Raw genomic sequence first — 15,524 nt, forward strand, 5'->3', positions numbered from 1 at the left:
TTGTCGCGAGGGGATTCTACGTGGCGCCGGGGCGAAACTCTCCAGGAGCTGTCGGTGATGAGTCGGCGACCGGTCCGGGTCTCAGCCCGGTCTGATAGCTGGCGGGGCTGAAGATTCGGGTCAACAGCAGCATCGCCAGGACGCCGACGATCAGCACCCACCAGGCGCTGACAAAGCTGCCGGTGACTTGCCGCAGCCAGCCGCTCAGCCACGGCGAGACGGCGTTGATCAGAAAGCCCACGCCCTGGACAAAGGCCGCCAGTTGCCCGGCTTCCCGAGGGTCGCGGCGGTGATCCAGGGTCAGGATCAGGCTCAGGGCAAAACACGCCCCCAGGCCGAAGCCGATCAGCGCCACCCATAGGTGCGGGCTCTGCAAGGGCCACAGCACCAGCCCGAGAAAGCCCACGGCCTGGGCCGTGAGGCTGATGCCCAGCAGCGGTCGGCGGTCGCTGCTGCGCTGGGCCAGGGCCGGCATCAGCAGGGCGGCGGTCACTTGGAAAAGGGTCATGAAGGCCAGCAGCGAGCCGCTTTGGGTGGTGCTCCAGCCCATCTGCAGGTAGTAGGCCGGCAGCCAGGCCACCATGCTCATGTAGCCGCAGTTCACCAGGCCGAAATACAACGCCAGCAGCCAGGCGCGACGGTTGCTCCAGAGCCCGGTCGTGGAGGTCAGCTTGCCATTGCGACGCCCGGCACCCAGGGGCAGGCATACCCAGAGCAGCAGCGCGGCCATGGCCGGCAGCAGCCAGATACCCAGCCCCACTTGCCAGTTGGCGAAGTGGTTGGCCACTTGCGGGCTGAGCAGGGCGGCAATGCCACCACCGCCCATCAGCGCAGCCGAGTAGACACCCATGGCCAGGGCCACCCGCTGCTGGAATTGGCGTTTGATCAACGCCGGTAGCAAGGCTTGGATCAGCGCCACGCCGGCACCACCCAATAAAGCCGTGGCCAATAATGCTGCCGCTTGGCCGAAGAACAGCCGCATCAGGCAGGCCAGCAGTACCAGCAACAGTCCCAGGGAGACGCCGCGTCGTTCACCCAGTCGCGCTTCGATCCGTACGCCCAGCAACGCCACCAGGCCCATGCAGATCACCGGCAGGCTGGTGAGCCAGGCGCTGCTCTGGAAGCTCAAGCCGGTGGCGCCACGGATCTCGTTGAGCAGCGGGCTGACCGAGCTGAGGATCGGTCGCAGGTTGAGGCCCAGGCACACCAGCAAGGCCCAGCCGGCCCAGCGCTGGAACGGAGATTCAGTTCGCTGCATGGCGCTCCTGCCAATCCTGATAGAGGGCGGTCATCGCTGCCTGGGGCAGGTGCAGCAGCGGTAGGCGCTGGGCTTCCAGAGGTTTGCTCAGTTGCTGGTAGATGGCTGCGGTGGACAGGCCGAAAGGCTGCGCCTGTTGATTGCTGGCGGCGAACACTGCGCGGGATACGCCGCACAGGTACATGGCGGCCAGGCACATGGGGCAGGGCTGGCCGCTGGCGTAGATCACGCAGTCGTCCAGGCGTGGCCCCAGGTGCTGGCTGGCGCTGCGGATGGCGAGCATCTCGGCGTGGGCGGTGGGGTCCTGGCTGAGGTGGATTTCATTCACCGCCTCGGCCAGCACTTGACCGTTGCGCACCAGCAGCGCGCCGAACGGGCGACCGCCCTGTTCGACATTGCGCCGGGCCAGGGCCACGGCCTGTTGCAGGAAGTGTTGGTCGTCGTTCATGAAGGACTCCGTTAGGGGCTGGGGATATCAGGAGGCTCCGGCGTCCCGCAGCAGTTTGGCGATGGCCTCTTGGCCTCGTTGGCGAGCTTGCTGCAGCGGGCTGATTCCGGCACGGTCCGGCAGGTTGAGGTCGGCCCCGGCGGTGATCAGCCGGCTGACGATCTGCTGGTGCGCAGGGCCGCCGTCGGACAGCACAATGGCTTCCATCAGGCAGGTCCAGCCCAGGCGGTTGACGTGATTCAACTCGACCCCGGCCTTGATCAACAGGTCCACGGTTTCTACGTGGCCGCGCTCGCAGGCGGGGATCAAGGCGGTGCCGCCGTAGCGGTTGGTGCTCTTGAGGTCGGCGCCGTGGGCCAGGGTCAGCTTGAGGATTTCGTTGTGGCCGCTGGCACCGGCCAGCAGGTAGGGGCTGTCCTGGATCAGGTTCTTCTGGTTCACATTGGCTCCGGCTTCGATCAGCGCCCGGGCGATCTCGATCCGGTTGTCCCGGGTGGCCAGGAGCAGCGCACTGCTGCCATCCAGGCCGCGATCGTCGATGGCCGCACCTTGCTGGATCAGTTGCTCCACCTGCTGCAACTGCCCTTTGCGCACCGCGTCCAGCAGTGAGTTGTCGCTGGCCATCACGACTCCCGCGGTGAGCAGTCCGAGGGCGATCAGGCCGCGCTTGAAGGACAACTTGGGCGTCATGGAAACCTCCCGTTCCGATTGATGAAAGGGGAGTATGGTGAGGTGCCTGTGTATTCTGAAATTAAATATAATCATGCCAATCAGTGGCTATAAGGATGGTTAGGCCGGATGCTCGATCCCGTGTTGTTGCGCAGTTTTGTCGCGGTTGCCGACTGCCAGAATTTCACCCGTGCCGCTGAGCGGCTGCACCTGACTCAGTCCACCGTGAGCCAGCAAGTGCGGCGCCTGGAGGAAAGCCTGGGCTGCCAGTTGCTGGACCGCGATCAGCGCCAGGTAGTGGCCACGGTGGAGGGCGAGCGCCTGCTGGCTTATGCCCGGCGCATCCTGGCCCTGCATGAAGAGGCCAGCGATGTGCTGATCAACCAGCGCAGCGAAGAGGTGCTGCGTCTCGGGGTGCCGGAAGACTTTGCCGCCGAGCGCCTGATGCCGCTGCTCTCGCGTTTTGGCCGCGATTACCCAACGGTGCGCCTGGAGGTCGCCAGCGGCCTGGGGCCGGAGTTGCTGCGCCAGTATCGACGTGGCGAGTTCGACCTGCTGCTGGTCAAGCAGATGGGGCATAGCGATGACTGTCTGGACTCCTGGTCCGAACCCTTGTGCTGGGTCGACAGCCATCGGCAGCCGGCCTTTGGTCGAGATCCGTTGCCCCTGGTGGCGTTTCCGGTCGGTGGTCTGTACCGCCAGGAAATGCTCCATCACTTGGAAGTTGGTGGCTGGCCTTGGCGCATCGCCTATTCCAGCGCCAGCCTGGCCAGTGTCTGTTCGGCGGTGGCGGCGGGATTGGGCATCAGCCTGTTGCCGGTGCGGGTGCTGGGCAAGGGGCACCGGATTCTCGATGGGCACAGCGGCTTGCCGGATATCCAGGGCGTGCGCCTGGCGCTGTACGCCGGCAGTGGCTTGAGCCGGGCCGGCAAGGAATTGCAAGAGCAGTTAAGAACAGTGGCAAGCGGAAAACTGCAGGTTTGAACGTTTGGGTAGTTATAAGTTCTTTTACTTTGGACATAAGTTATAGAGGCTGGATTGCCAGCTATAGCTATTTAGTTAGTTGTTCTGCAGGTTTATTTTGGACAGGGTTGTAAATGCCAACCATGCTGGGTTTGTGAGTTCCAGGAGGAACTTGCTTCATTGGACGAAACATTCAACCGCATAAGGAAACCCGCATCATGTCGAGCATCAATGGAACCTATGTAAACTCCAACGCTGACGCCCGTCTGGTCGTGACCGACGGCAACGACTCCAACGGTTCGTTCAGCGGTGAGTTGACCCAGGCCGGGGTCAAGTACGGCGTTACCGGCCATTACCACTTCCAGAACAGCACCGGCCAGCCGACCATCATCAATGTCTCGGGCTACAACGACGGCTATGGCTATCAGGCCTGGGCGCTGTTCTCTCCCGACCACAACTACTCCCGACTGCGTGCCTCCGGTGCACGCAGCAACTTCAGCGGCGATGTGGTCGGCCTGAGTGGTGAGTTCGTCAAGCAGTAACAAGTTCGATAAATACCAGCCGCTGAATACTCGCTGTTTTATTTAAAGGCAGTGCGGTATTTCAGCGGCTTTGTCGTGCTCGTCAGTAAATCACTGTTGAATGTTAAGTGTTGATGATTAGTTGTGATTTTTTGTCTGGTTGTAATTGGAGATATGTTGTTTTCTCCATCTGACAGCCTTGTTTCCATGCTTTAAGGGAATATTTTCAATGCCTGTAAAGCATGGTTTTTTCCGCTCTTGGTTGCAGCCCTTGATTCACGGGGGCTGGGACGATTCTTGCGGATCAAGTATTCCATTTTGATCTATGTATAACTTGAAAGATTACTTTCAGAGATAAGCACGGCGCGCTGATCATTGGCCCCGCGGCACCGATGTGTGGGGGCAGTTGATACGCCGGTGCCGGGTTATTCAAAAGATCGTAGGGAGTGAATCCATGGGCAATGTCCAGACCGCCGCCGGTGCACACGAGGTGCTGTGGCGCCAGGCACCGAGCGGCGAGTTGGTCGACCTCGGCCGGCCTCACCGCTTGCCGTTGGGCCAATCACGTCTGCAACGCACGCCCAAGGGCATATTGCGCCGTCGTGAGGCGATCCTCCTGGGGGTTGTTGCCCTGGTACTGCACGGTGCGGTGCTCTACTGGCTGAGCCAGAAGCCGACCCCGGTGCTGCCGATCGTGCCGCCGGAAATCCCGCCCATGACCATCGAATTCTCGCGTCCGGCGCCACCCGTGGTCGAGCCGCCTCCACCGCAGCCGGTCCAGCCGGTGGTGGAGCCGCCGCCTCCAGTGGAGGACGAGTTGGCGGTGAAGCCGCCACCGCCCAAACCGGTGCCTAAACCCAAGCCCAAGCCGGTACCCAAGCCTGAGCCGAAACCGGCGCCCAAGCCGGTTCAGCAAACGCCCGCACCGTCAGTACCCGCCGCTCCGGTAGCCGCTCCAACAGCGCCTGCGCCACCGGCCCCGGCTCCGGTGACCCCGGCGTCCGCCAGCGCGGCGTACCTGAAGAACCCGGCGCCGGAATACCCGTCCCTGGCCCAGCGCCGAGGTTGGGAGGGCACGGTGCTGTTGCGGGTGCATGTGTTGGCCAGCGGCAAGCCGGGCGAGATCCAGATTCAGAAAAGCAGTGGTCGCCAGCAGCTTGATGATGCGGCCCTGGCCGCCGTCAAGCGCTGGAGTTTTGTCCCCGCCAAGCAGGGCGACGTGGCCCAGGACGGTTGGGTCAGCGTACCCATCGATTTCAAGATTCATTGAGCCGCAAGGCCGATCAAATAACGCGCGCTAAACGCTTACACAGAGGGAACACATCATGACGTTACTGGCATCTCCACTGGAATCCATCGAAAGCGCGGTGATCTGGCTGTTAGTGGTCTTCTCCGTCGCCACCTGGGGCCTGGCCCTGGTCAAGGGCGTGCAGTTCGCTCGCCTCAAGGTCCAGGATCGCAAGTTCCACAATCAGTTCTGGGCGGCCTCGAGTCTCGACTCTGCGGCCGCCTTGAGTGAAACCCAGCCTGGCGCAGCGGCGCGGGTGGCCCAGGCCGGCTACGCGGCGATCCAGGTGGGTGAAGCGCCCCAGGCGGCGGACCTGAGTCAGGCGATCAACCACCAGGACCGTCTTGAACGTGCCCTGCGCCAACAGATCGTGCGTGAGCGTCGCTCCCTGGAAACCGGCTTGGCGGTGGTCGCCAGTATTGGCAGCACCTCGCCCTTCATCGGCCTGTTCGGCACCGTGTGGGGGATCATGGAAGCCTTGAAAGGCATCAGCGCCGCAGGTTCGGCGAGCCTGGAAACCGTGGCCGGCCCGATTGGCGCAGCCCTGGTGGCTACCGGTGTGGGGATCGCCGTCGCGGTGCCTGCGGTGCTGGTTTACAACTACTTTTTACGCCGCCTGAAACTCACCGTTGCCGACCTCGATGACTTTGCCCATGACTTCTACAGCCTGGCGCAGAAGAGCTCGTTCCGCGTGCTGATCCACCCGAGCGCGCACAAGGTTGCGGCCCAGGGCAGCGTGCAGAAAGTCAAGGAGGCGTCCTGATATGGCCTTTTCAACCCAGGACAGCGATGAGGTGCTGAGCGAGATCAACGTCACGCCGCTGGTGGACGTGATGCTGGTGCTGCTGGTGGTGTTTATCGTAACCGCGCCGCTGCTGACCAACGCGATTCCGATCAACCTGCCCAAGACCGAGGCCGTGGCCCCGGTGGAGCAGAAGGACCCGCTGGTGGTGAGCATCGACGGTGCCGGCAAACTGTTTATCAACAAGGACGAGATCCAGCCGGATCTGCTGGAAACCAACTTGCAAGCGGCCAAGGCCAAGGACCCCGAAGTGCGGGTCCAGCTGCAGGCCGATGATGGCGTCAACTACGGGGAAGTGGCCCGGGCCATGGCGTCCATCGAGCGTGCGGGCATCACCAAACTGTCGGTGATCACCGCCCGCTGACAACGAGCAACAAAGCCACGACTTTTCAGGCCGTCTCCTTGGCAGGGTGCGGCCTTTTTTTTGCCTGACGAAAACCCACCTGCAAAGCCCCAGCGAAATTGCGCCAGCTCATGCAAAAAACTCCACTGCACTCACCTCGTAGGAGCTGGCTTGCCAGCGAAGGCGTCCTCAAGGTTGCACAAGAGCTGATGGCCCTTTCGCCGGCAAGCCGGCTCCTACGAAGAGGGGATGTTTTATATTCATTTAAGGAATTAACAAATAGCTTCTTATTCCTTAACGAATATAACTCCCCTCCCTATACTCGTTCGGGAACAGACACGCAGCAGGAGGGTTCCCCATGCGCAACGCATCCATTCGCTACTTGATTGTGCCGGGCTGGCAAGGATCGCCAGAAGATCATTGGCAAACCCACTGGCAGAACAGCCTGCCCAACAGTGCGCGGGTGGAGCAGGCCGACTGGCTGACGCCGCGCCGTGAAGACTGGGTGGCGGCCCTGGCCGAAGCCATCGCCGCCGATGACACGCCGGTGATCCTGATTGCCCACAGCCTGGGCTGCGTCACCGTGGCCCATTGGGCGGCTCGCGCGCCCGTGGCAGCGTTGCGCCAGGTGCGCGGTGCCTTGCTGGTGGCGCCGGCGGATGTCGAGCGTGCGGCCTGTGCGCCAGCGCTGCGCAACTTCGCACCGATCCCCCGGGACTTGCTGCCCTTTCCCAGCCAGGTGGTCAGCTCCGATAACGACAGCGCCGTGAGCGCGCCACGGGCCATGGAGCTGGCCCGTGATTGGGGCGCTGAAGCGGGGATTCTGGCGGGCGCCGGGCACATCAACGTCAAGTCTGGCCACCATCGCTGGGAACAGGGTTTCGCCTATCTCTATCGTCTGCAGAACCGCATGGAACAACACGCCCTGCGCCGTGCCTGATGACCTTTTTTCTGTTTAAACGCCCCGCCCCCAGGCGGGCTGGGGCGGGAGTCTGCCATGAGCCCTCATACCCCTTTCGGTCAGCCGTTGCTGACCTTTCCCGATGCCGAGAAAAGCCCCCTGAGCATCCGTGCCAAGGCGCTGGTGTTCGTCGACCCGCGTTCACGGCAACTGCGTGAAGAGCTGGAGCAACTGGCGCCGCGCTCGATCTCGGTGCTGATCCGCGGCGAAACCGGCACCGGCAAGGAACTGCTGGCCCGGCATATCCACCGTGCCAGCGACCGCGGCGGGTTATTTGTCTCGGTCAACTGCGGCGCCATCAGCCCGACCTACGCCGACGCCGAGCTGTTCGGTTATGCCGCCGGCAGTTTCAGCGGCTCCGCCAGCAGCCGCGCCGGCTGGTTCGGTTCGGCCAATGGCGGGACCCTGTACCTGGACGAAATCGGCGACCTGCCGCTGCCGATCCAGACCAAGTTGCTGGCGGCCCTGGAGAACCATGAAGTGACCCGGGTTGGTGCCCAGCAACCGAGCCCGGTGGACGTGCGCCTGGTGGCAGCCACCAGCATCGACCTGGCCCAGGCGGTGGCGGCGGGCAAGTTTCATCAGCGCCTGTACCGCTATCTCAGCGAAGGCCAGCTGGAGTTGCCGGCGCTGCGTGAGCGGGTGGGCGACATCGAGTCGTTGGCCGAGTACTTCCTGGGCATCTACAGCCAGCGCCTGGAACTGCCGGTGCCGCTGATCAGCGAAGCTGCGCAGCAGGCCCTGGATCGCCACAGCTGGCCGGGCAACACCCGGGAGCTGGAGAACGTCATTCACTTTGCCCTGCTGGTCAGTAGTGGCGAGGAGATCCTGCCGGAGCACCTCAACCTGCCGCCGACCCCTTCGCCGCTGGAGCAGATTCAGCAATTGCTGGAGCAGATTGTCCAGAGTGGTTCGGCGGGGGAGCGCCATGCCCTGCAACAACTGCTGCAGCGCACCGGCTTGTCCTGACCCCACCTCCTCCTACACACGACCATTTCAGATCCGGCCCGTAGGAGCTGGCTTGCCAGCGAAGGCATTCGTGAGGGCGATGCAGGGCTTGAGGGCCTCTTCGCCGGCAAGCCGGCTCCTACACACGACCATTTCAGATCCGGCCCGTAGGAGCTGGCTTGCCAGCGAAGGCATTCGTGAGGGGCGATGCAGGGCTTGAGGGCCTCTTCGCCGGCAAGCCGGCTCCTACACACGACCATTTCAGATCCGGCCCGTAGGAGCTGGCTTGCCAGCGAAGGCGTTCGTGGGGGCGATGCAAGGCCTGAGGGCCTCTTCGCCGGCAAGCCGGCTCCTACACATGACCATTTCAGCTCCGGCCCGTAGGAGCTGGCTTGCCAGCGAAGGCATTCGTGAGGGCGATGCAGGGCCTGAGGGCCTCTTCGCCGGCAAGCCGGCTCCTACACATGCCCATTTCAGCTCCGGCCCGTAGGAGCTGGCTTGCCAGCGAAGGCGTTCGTGAGGGCGATGCAGGGCCTGAGGGCCTCTTCGCCGGCAAGCCGGCTCCTACACATGCCCATTTCAGATCCGGCCCGTAGGAGCTGGCTTGCCAGCGAAGGCGTTCGTGAGGGCGATGCAAGGCTTGAGGGCCTCTTCGCCGGCAAGCCGGCTCCTACACACGACCATTTCAGATCCGGCCCGTAGGAGCTGGCTTGCCAGCGAAGGCATTCGTGAGGGCGATGCAAGGCTTGAGGGCCTCTTCGCCGGCAAGCCGGCTCCTACACATGCCCATTTCAGCTCCGGCCCGTAGGAGCTGGCTTGCCAGCGAAGGCGTTCGTGAGGGCGATGCAGGGCCTGAGGGCCTCTTCGCCGGCAAGCCGGCTCCTGGAAAAAAGCTGGCGGGCGCGGGTTAGAGCGTTGGGATGCTGTATGAACAAAATGGAATATGAAAGTGAATAAAAGATATTGTTCGGGAATAAAAAATCTCGGTATTGTCCGCTTCACGCCAGCAGTGGCACTTCACTGGCACCCTGATAAGCACCTCATTTGAAGCCGTCGTCGATTCCGACACTTAAGGACCTTGCATGAAAAAAGTTCTGTTGTTCACCGCACTGGCGGCAGCTCTGAGCGCCGGCATCGCCCAGGCCGGCGAGAAGCTGGTGGTCGCCGCGACCCCGGTGCCCCACGCCGAGATCCTTGAGCTGATCAAGCCAACCCTGGCCAAGGAAGGCGTGGACCTGGAAATCAAGGTCTTCACCGACTACGTGCAACCCAACGTACAGGTCGACCAGAAGCGTCTGGATGCCAACTACTTCCAGACCCTGCCGTACCTCAAGAGCTTCAACGAAGGCAAAGGCACTCACCTGGAAACCGTGATCGGTGTGCACGTCGAACCCTTCGGCGGCTACTCGAAGAAAGTCAAAACCCTGGCCGAGCTGAAAGACGGCGCGACCATTGCCATTCCCAACGAAGGCAGCAACAGCGGCCGTGCCCTGATCCTGTTGCAGAAGGCTGGCCTGATCGAGCTCAAGGACCCGAAGAACGCCGTCGCCACGCCCAAGGACATCGCCAAGAACCCGCATAACTTCAAGTTCAAGGAACTTGAGTCGGCCATGCTGCCACGGGTCCTGGACCAGGTTGACCTGGACATGATCAACACCAACTACGCCCTGGAAGCTGGCCTGAACCCGGCGAAGGATGCACTGATCATCGAAGGTTCCGATTCGCCTTACGTGAACTACCTGGTGGCCCGTCCGGACAACAAGGACAGCCCGGCGATCCAGAAGCTGGCCAAGGCCTTGACCAGCCCTGAGGTGAAAGCCTTCATCGAGAAAAAGTACAGCGGTGCGGTACTGCCAGCGTTTTGATGAACTAGGCTACTGACGCACTAAACCCCTTCAAGGTTTGAACGCCGACGGCTATGACAGCGTCGGCGTTTTTTATTGCGCCCGCGAAAGCCGCAGGAGCCCGGCGAGGCGAGCTTGGGGGATGCATCGCTTTTTGGACGCCATCGCTCAGTCACGGTAGGAGCCGGCTTGCTGGCGAAGAGGCCTTCGAGATTTGTATCGCTCTTACGGGCGCCTTCGCTGGCAAGCCAGCTCCTACACAAGCCAACTGCTACAGCGGAGCGCTCTTGGCCGTGGGTTGGGTGGCCCGGCGCAACGCCGTCAGCCACTTCATCAGTTCGTGGGGGTCCAGCGGTTGCGGGGTCTTTGCATCAGCCATGGCAGTCGTCCTTGAGAGGTGCAGCGTCCGGTAGGTCTGTACGAGCGCGAAAGAACCCGGCAGGCCCGACGGAAAAGGTAGTAGCTGGGCGCCAGCCCGGCAAATCCGCGGGTTAGGTTTTTGGGTGATATCAATATGCTTTAACGGTATTTAAATTCTGCTTTTTATAGCTATAAAGTCGTAACAGCCGGGCGATTACCCATCGCCCCATGGACTGCACCACCGCCGCTGTACCCCAGCGGCGTCCAGGACTCTCAATGACCCTCGATTACGCTTTTATCCTCAGCACCCTGCCGGCGTTTCTCAAAGCCGTGGGGGTAACCCTGCAGGTCGGCCTGATTGCCATCGGCACTTCCTTGCTGGTGGCCTTGATCAACGCCACGCTCCTGGTGTTTCGCACCCCCTACCTGCACCGGCTGATCGGCCTGTACGTGGAACTGGCGCGCAATACCCCACTGTTGATCCAGCTGTTTTTCGTCTACTTCGCCTTGCCGGCCCTGGGCATCAAGGTTTCGGGGTTTACCGCAGCGATCATCACCATGACCTTTCTTGGCGGTGCCTATCTCACGGAAGTGCTGCGTGCCGGCGTCGAGGCGGTGCCCCAGGCGCAGCTGGAGTCGGGACGTTCCATCGGCTTGTCCCAATGGCAGTTGCTGCGCTACGTGATCCTGCCCCAGGCCGGAATCCTCAGCCTGCCGTCGTTGTTCGCCAACTTCATTTTCCTGCTCAAGGAAACCACCGTGGTCTCGGCGGTGGCGGTGCCGGAAATCCTCTACACCACCAAGAGCTACATCGCCCTGTACTACAAGACCTACGAGATGCTGGCGGTGCTGACGCTGATCTGCGTCTTGCTGTTCCTGCCACTGTCGCTGTTGCTCAGCCGTCTGGAAAGGAGGCTTCAGCATGGCCAGTTCGGGTCTTGAGTTGTTGCTGGTGTCCCTGCCGCAATTGGCCCGGGGTGCTGCGCAAACCTTGTCGATTTCTTTGCTGAGCATTGTCTTCAGCACCTTGGGCGGCGCGCTCTACGGCGTGCTGCGCAGCCTGCAGCGCAAGGTCCTGGAGGTACCGCTGAGGATCTACCTGGAACTGTTCCGGGCGATCCCGGTGCTGGTCTGGCTGTACCTGCTGTTTTTCGGCTTCCCGATCTTTTTCGGCATCAGCATTCCCAGCTTCACCTGCGCGGTGCTGGTGCTGTCGCTGTGGGGCGCCAGCGAGGTCGGCGAGGTGGTGCGCGGGGCCCTGCAATCGCTGCCCCGGGGCCAGCGCGAAGCGGGCTTGTCGATTGGCCTGTCGAGTGCCCAGCTGTACGGCTACGTGCTGTTGCCCCAGGCGCTGAAACGCATGACGCCACCGACCATCAATGTCTACACGCGGATCATCAAGACCAGTTCCCTGGCGGTGCTGATCGGCGTGGTGGACGTGATCAAGGTCGGCCAGCAGATCATCGAGCGTACCTACGAATCGGTGCTGATCTACGGCGTTTTGTTCCTGTTTTTCTTTTTCATCTGCTACCCGCTGTCGGCCGCCTCCCGCGTGCTGGAGCGGCGCTGGACGCAAGCATGAGCGCATTGATCGAGTTCAAGGGTTTCAACAAGTTCTTCGGCCCGCAGCAGGTGCTCAAGGAGGTCGACCTCAGCGTTGCGGCCGGAGAGGTGATCGTCATCCTCGGCCCCAGCGGTTGCGGCAAGAGCACTTTGCTGCGCTGCCTCAATGGCCTGGAAAGTGCCCATAGCGGACATCTGCGCTTCGCCGGGCGCGAATTGCTGGACCCGGCCACCGACTGGCGTCAGGTACGCCAGCAGATCGGCATGGTGTTCCAGAGTTATCACCTGTTCCCGCACATGAAGGTGCTGGACAACATCCTGCTTGGCCCGCTGAAGGTGCAGAAGCGCCAGCGCCGTGAAGCCCAGGCCCAGGCCGAAGCGCTGTTGGAACGGGTCGGCCTGTTGGACAAGCGCGAGGCGTTTCCCCGACAGCTGTCAGGTGGTCAGCAGCAACGCATCGCCATTGTCCGTTCACTGTGCATGAACCCCCAGGTGATGCTGTTCGACGAGGTCACTGCGGCCCTTGATCCGGAGATGGTCAAGGAGGTGCTGCAAGTGATCCAGGGCCTGGCCCGGGACGGCATGACCCTGTTGATCGTTACCCATGAGATGGCCTTTGCCCGGGCCGTGGCTGACCGCGTGGTGTTCATGGACGGCGGCCGCATCGTGGAACAGAACACCCCCGAGGCATTCTTCACGAACCCGCAGAGCGCACGCGCGCAGCAGTTCCTGGAGAAGTTCTCGTTTGTTGAAGCACTGCCCAAGAAAGCCCCTAAAAAGGAACTGGAGCTCTTATGAAAACTGCCAAGTCTTCGCTGTTTTTACTGCCACTGTTCGGTCTGGCCCTGCTGGCCGGCTGCGATAAAGCCAATGATCCGCCCAAGCCGGCGGCCAGCACTGCCAGCGCCGCGCCGGCGGCCGGCTACCTGGACAAGATCAAGGCCCGTGACAAGCTGATCGTCGGCGTGTTCACCGACAAGCCGCCGTTTGGTTTTGTCGATGAGGCTGGGCGCTACGTGGGTTTCGATACTGACATCGGCCGCCAATTCGCCAAGGACCTGCTGGGCGACGAGAACAAGGTGGAGTTCGTCGCGGTGGAACCGGCCAGCCGCATTCCCTTCCTGCAGAGCGATAAGGTCGACCTGATCCTGGCCAACATGACCGTGACCCCGGAGCGCAAGGAAGCGGTGGAATTCACCAATCCCAACCTCAAGGTGGCGGTCCAGGCCCTGGTGCCCGAAGGCAGCGAAGTGAAGAGCCTGGATGACCTGGCGAGCCGCACCACCATTGTCACCACCGGCACCACTGCGGATATCTGGCTGACCCAGAACCATCCGGACTGGAAACTGCTGAAGTTCGAAAAGAACACCGAGTCCCTGCAAGCCCTGGCCAATGGCCGTGGCGATGCGTACGCCCAGGACAACCTGATCCTGTTCAGCTGGTCCAAGCAGAACCCAGGCTACCGTGTGCTGCCGCAGACGTTGGGCGAGCAGGCGCCGATTGCCCCGGCGGTGAAGAAAGGCAACATCGAACTGCGTGACTGGGTGAATGCCGAACTGGCCAAGCTGGGCGAAGAGAAATACCTGCTCAAGCTGTATGACCAGTACGTGCGTAAAGAGCTGAGCGATGACACCGCGCCCGACAGCGTGATTGTCGAAGGCGGCAAGTGGCAGGGCTGACCCTTCGCGACCTGTAGGAGCTGGCTTGCCAGCGAAGGCGTCCGCGAGGGCGATGCAGGGCCTGAGGGCCTCTTCGCCAGCAAGCTGGCTCCTACGGTGGGCGTATTGCGTTTGAGCCGTGTAGGAGCTGGCTTGCCAGCGAAGGCGTCCGTGAGGGCGATGCAGGGCTTGAGGGCCTCTTCGCCAGCAAGCTGGCTCCTACGGTGGGCGTATTGCGTTTGAGCCGTGTAGGAGCTGGCTTGCCAGCGAAGGCGTCCGCGAGGGCGATGCAGGGCTTGAGGGCCTCTTCGCCAGCAAGCTGGCTCCTACGGTGGGCGTATTGCGGTTGAGCCGTGTAGGAGCTGGCTTGCCAGCGAAGACGTCCGTGAGGGCGATGCAGGGCTTTAGGGCCTCTTCGCCAGCAAGCTGGCTCCTACGGTGGAGGCATGGCAATCGGGGCTGGCGGGGATGGTTAATCCGGCCAGTACCACGCCGGTTCGTCGAGCATGCGCTGACCGACGATGCCGGTCTGGCCCAGCTCTTTCTCCAGCACGATACAGTTGCATTCGGGGTCTTCCTGCAAGGCTGCGATCAGGCGCCGGGCGTGGGACACCACCCACACCTGGCACTGCATTGAGGCCCCGATGATCAAGCGTGCCAGGGCCGGCAACAGGTCCGGGTGCAGGCTGGTTTCCGGTTCGTTGAGCACCATCAGGCTCGGCGGGCGTGGGGTCAGCAACGCCGCCACCAGCAACAGGTAGCGCAAGGTGCCGTCCGATAACTCCGCTGCCGACAACGGCCGCAGCAATCCTTCCTGATAGAACTCGATGGCGAAACGTCCACCCGGTAGCGGAGCGATATTCAGTCGTGCGCCAGGAAAGGCGTCGCTGATGGCCGCCTGCAAGGCCTCGGGGTCGCCGATCTCGCGGATGGTCTGCAACGCCGCAGCCAGGTCGCGGCCGTCGTGGTGCAGCACCGGCGTCCGGGTGCCCAGTTGCGGCTGGCGTACCGGGGCTTCACTGTCGCTGCGAAAGTGATCGTAGAAGCGCCAGCGGCGGATGAACTCGCGCATTTGCAGCACTTCCGGCGAGCTGCGCAGGCTGCCGACCTGATCGAACAGGCTGTCGAAGTTCGGCGTGTGCTGGGCCAGCACCTCCCAGCTGCGACCCTGGCGGGCGCGAATCAGCGGGCCGTGGCGATCCACCAGCAGGCTGGCCGGACGGTAGAAAGGTCCGGACCAGATGCATTCCTTCTTGATTTCCGGGTCCAGGGAGAATTCCGACGTGCTGGGTTCCGGCAGGCCCAGGGCAATCGCGTAGCTGAAGTCCTCGCCGGCAAACCCCAGGCGCAGGCGCTTGCTCGACGAGCGCACGCTGGCCTGGACGGGCACTTCGCCGTTGCGCATGCGCCGGCTGATTTTCTCTGGCCCGGCCCAGAAGGTCGAATCCAGCCCGCCTTCCCGGGCCAGGGCATTGACCACGCCGCCCTGGGCGGTTTCCGCCAGCAGGCGCAGGGCCCGGTACAGGTTGGACTTGCCGCTGCCGTTGGGCCCGGTGATCAGGTTCAGCCGGCCAAGGGGAATCAGCAGGGAGTTGATGGAGCGGTAATTGGCCACCGCCAGGGTCTTGAGCATGCCGGGTCTCCTGTTGCGTGCTGGGCAGTGTGCCGAATTCGCGGTGTCTTTGTCGCTGGGTGTCGGCCCTGCCGCAGGCTGCAATATACCCCGATGGACCTTCGCGGAGGCTCAAGAACGGTGTCTCCAGCGCCACCCTCGGCAGCCTTGCAGACGGCTGCATGGAGGCGTTGCAGCGGCTCGAATCCAGGCGCTCACAGCCATCGACAGCGACGACAGTGCAACGCGTGAACCCTGTTCTAAGCTCACAGTCGTAACGTCACTG

General features: G+C 62.5%; 16 protein-coding genes. 12 read left to right on the forward strand and 4 right to left on the reverse strand.

Annotation, left to right across the window (positions count from 1 at the left end; genetic code table 11):
• Positions 1-16 precede the first annotated feature (16 nt).
• From GV819_RS04890 to GV819_RS04900, 3 genes are read right to left on the reverse strand one after another with little or no spacing between them, the layout of a single operon-like run.
• A complete protein-coding gene (locus GV819_RS04890; protein ID WP_256667358.1) occupies positions 17-1,258 on the reverse strand; it encodes a CynX/NimT family MFS transporter in 1,242 nt (413 codons plus the stop codon).
• A complete protein-coding gene (locus tag GV819_RS04895) occupies positions 1,245-1,706 on the reverse strand; it encodes a nucleoside deaminase (protein WP_161754031.1) in 462 nt (153 codons plus the stop codon). Before GV819_RS04895 ends, GV819_RS04890 begins: the two co-directional genes overlap by 14 nt.
• Before the next feature lie 27 nt (positions 1,707-1,733).
• Complete coding sequence (locus GV819_RS04900; protein ID WP_161754033.1) at positions 1,734-2,396, reverse strand: ankyrin repeat domain-containing protein; 663 nt, start codon at positions 2,394-2,396, stop codon at positions 1,734-1,736.
• Positions 2,397-2,504: 108 nt separating this feature from the next.
• Here GV819_RS04900 and GV819_RS04905 point away from each other — a divergent pair, with 108 nt between their 5' ends.
• From GV819_RS04905 to GV819_RS04960, 12 genes are all read left to right on the forward strand, one after another.
• On the forward strand, positions 2,505-3,359 hold the full coding sequence (locus GV819_RS04905; RefSeq protein ID WP_161754035.1) for a LysR substrate-binding domain-containing protein: 855 nt from the start codon (positions 2,505-2,507) through the stop codon (positions 3,357-3,359).
• A gap of 197 nt (positions 3,360-3,556) precedes the next feature.
• Positions 3,557-3,880: a hypothetical protein gene (locus GV819_RS04910; protein WP_161754037.1), complete on the forward strand. Its 324-nt coding sequence runs from the start codon at positions 3,557-3,559 to the stop codon at positions 3,878-3,880.
• 433 nt (positions 3,881-4,313) lie between these two features.
• Positions 4,314-5,129: an energy transducer TonB gene (locus GV819_RS04915; protein ID WP_161754039.1), complete on the forward strand. Its 816-nt coding sequence runs from the start codon at positions 4,314-4,316 to the stop codon at positions 5,127-5,129.
• Positions 5,130-5,184: 55 nt separating this feature from the next.
• A complete protein-coding gene (locus GV819_RS04920; RefSeq protein ID WP_161754041.1) occupies positions 5,185-5,910 on the forward strand; it encodes a MotA/TolQ/ExbB proton channel family protein in 726 nt (241 codons plus the stop codon).
• Position 5,911: 1 nt separating this feature from the next.
• A complete protein-coding gene (locus GV819_RS04925; protein WP_009041659.1) occupies positions 5,912-6,313 on the forward strand; it encodes an ExbD/TolR family protein in 402 nt (133 codons plus the stop codon).
• Positions 6,314-6,650: 337 nt separating this feature from the next.
• Positions 6,651-7,232, forward strand: a complete 582-nt coding sequence (locus tag GV819_RS04930) for an alpha/beta hydrolase (protein WP_161754043.1) — start codon at positions 6,651-6,653, stop codon at positions 7,230-7,232.
• Between the two features lie 57 nt (positions 7,233-7,289).
• Positions 7,290-8,222 carry a sigma 54-interacting transcriptional regulator gene (locus GV819_RS04935; RefSeq protein ID WP_161754045.1) on the forward strand — a complete coding sequence of 311 codons (933 nt, stop codon included), beginning with the start codon at positions 7,290-7,292 and terminating at the stop codon, positions 8,220-8,222.
• Between the two features lie 1,061 nt (positions 8,223-9,283).
• Positions 9,284-10,066 carry a MetQ/NlpA family ABC transporter substrate-binding protein gene (locus tag GV819_RS04940; protein WP_011058610.1) on the forward strand — a complete coding sequence of 261 codons (783 nt, stop codon included), beginning with the start codon at positions 9,284-9,286 and terminating at the stop codon, positions 10,064-10,066.
• Positions 10,067-10,681: 615 nt separating this feature from the next.
• On the forward strand, positions 10,682-11,347 hold the full coding sequence (locus tag GV819_RS04945) for an amino acid ABC transporter permease (protein ID WP_011058611.1): 666 nt from the start codon (positions 10,682-10,684) through the stop codon (positions 11,345-11,347).
• Positions 11,328-11,987, forward strand: coding sequence for an amino acid ABC transporter permease (locus tag GV819_RS04950; RefSeq protein WP_161754047.1), 660 nt, complete (start codon positions 11,328-11,330; stop codon positions 11,985-11,987). The genes GV819_RS04945 and GV819_RS04950 overlap by 20 nt, the downstream gene beginning before the upstream one ends.
• On the forward strand, positions 11,984-12,766 hold the full coding sequence (locus GV819_RS04955) for an amino acid ABC transporter ATP-binding protein (protein WP_161754049.1): 783 nt from the start codon (positions 11,984-11,986) through the stop codon (positions 12,764-12,766). The genes GV819_RS04950 and GV819_RS04955 overlap by 4 nt, the downstream gene beginning before the upstream one ends.
• Positions 12,763-13,647 (forward strand): transporter substrate-binding domain-containing protein, encoded by an 885-nt coding sequence (locus GV819_RS04960; protein WP_161754051.1) that lies wholly within the window; start codon positions 12,763-12,765, stop codon positions 13,645-13,647. The genes GV819_RS04955 and GV819_RS04960 overlap by 4 nt, the downstream gene beginning before the upstream one ends.
• A 451-nt stretch (positions 13,648-14,098) precedes the next feature.
• Here GV819_RS04960 and GV819_RS04965 read toward each other — a convergent pair whose 3' ends face one another.
• On the reverse strand, positions 14,099-15,259 hold the full coding sequence (locus GV819_RS04965; RefSeq protein ID WP_161754053.1) for an AAA family ATPase: 1,161 nt from the start codon (positions 15,257-15,259) through the stop codon (positions 14,099-14,101).
• Positions 15,260-15,524: the final 265 nt, after the last annotated feature.

Source organism: Pseudomonas sp. Fl5BN2 (assembly GCF_009908205.1).
Lineage (GTDB): Bacteria > Pseudomonadota > Gammaproteobacteria > Pseudomonadales > Pseudomonadaceae > Aquipseudomonas.

Coding starts and splice junctions, on each gene's coding strand:
- GV819_RS04895 (WP_161754031.1), bottom strand. CDS start 1,706: ATGAACGACGACCAACACTTCCTGCAACAGGCCGTGGCCCTGGCCCGG.
- GV819_RS04900 (WP_161754033.1), bottom strand. CDS start 2,396: ATGACGCCCAAGTTGTCCTTCAAGCGCGGCCTGATCGCCCTCGGACTG.
- GV819_RS04955 (WP_161754049.1), top strand. CDS start 11,984: ATGAGCGCATTGATCGAGTTCAAGGGTTTCAACAAGTTCTTCGGCCCG.
- GV819_RS04905 (WP_161754035.1), top strand. CDS start 2,505: ATGCTCGATCCCGTGTTGTTGCGCAGTTTTGTCGCGGTTGCCGACTGC.
- GV819_RS04910 (WP_161754037.1), top strand. CDS start 3,557: ATGTCGAGCATCAATGGAACCTATGTAAACTCCAACGCTGACGCCCGT.
- GV819_RS04950 (WP_161754047.1), top strand. CDS start 11,328: ATGGCCAGTTCGGGTCTTGAGTTGTTGCTGGTGTCCCTGCCGCAATTG.
- GV819_RS04925 (WP_009041659.1), top strand. CDS start 5,912: ATGGCCTTTTCAACCCAGGACAGCGATGAGGTGCTGAGCGAGATCAAC.
- GV819_RS04920 (WP_161754041.1), top strand. CDS start 5,185: ATGACGTTACTGGCATCTCCACTGGAATCCATCGAAAGCGCGGTGATC.
- GV819_RS04945 (WP_011058611.1), top strand. CDS start 10,682: ATGACCCTCGATTACGCTTTTATCCTCAGCACCCTGCCGGCGTTTCTC.
- GV819_RS04940 (WP_011058610.1), top strand. CDS start 9,284: ATGAAAAAAGTTCTGTTGTTCACCGCACTGGCGGCAGCTCTGAGCGCC.
- GV819_RS04960 (WP_161754051.1), top strand. CDS start 12,763: ATGAAAACTGCCAAGTCTTCGCTGTTTTTACTGCCACTGTTCGGTCTG.
- GV819_RS04915 (WP_161754039.1), top strand. CDS start 4,314: ATGGGCAATGTCCAGACCGCCGCCGGTGCACACGAGGTGCTGTGGCGC.
- GV819_RS04930 (WP_161754043.1), top strand. CDS start 6,651: ATGCGCAACGCATCCATTCGCTACTTGATTGTGCCGGGCTGGCAAGGA.
- GV819_RS04935 (WP_161754045.1), top strand. CDS start 7,290: ATGAGCCCTCATACCCCTTTCGGTCAGCCGTTGCTGACCTTTCCCGAT.
- GV819_RS04965 (WP_161754053.1), bottom strand. CDS start 15,259: ATGCTCAAGACCCTGGCGGTGGCCAATTACCGCTCCATCAACTCCCTG.
- GV819_RS04890 (WP_256667358.1), bottom strand. CDS start 1,258: ATGCAGCGAACTGAATCTCCGTTCCAGCGCTGGGCCGGCTGGGCCTTG.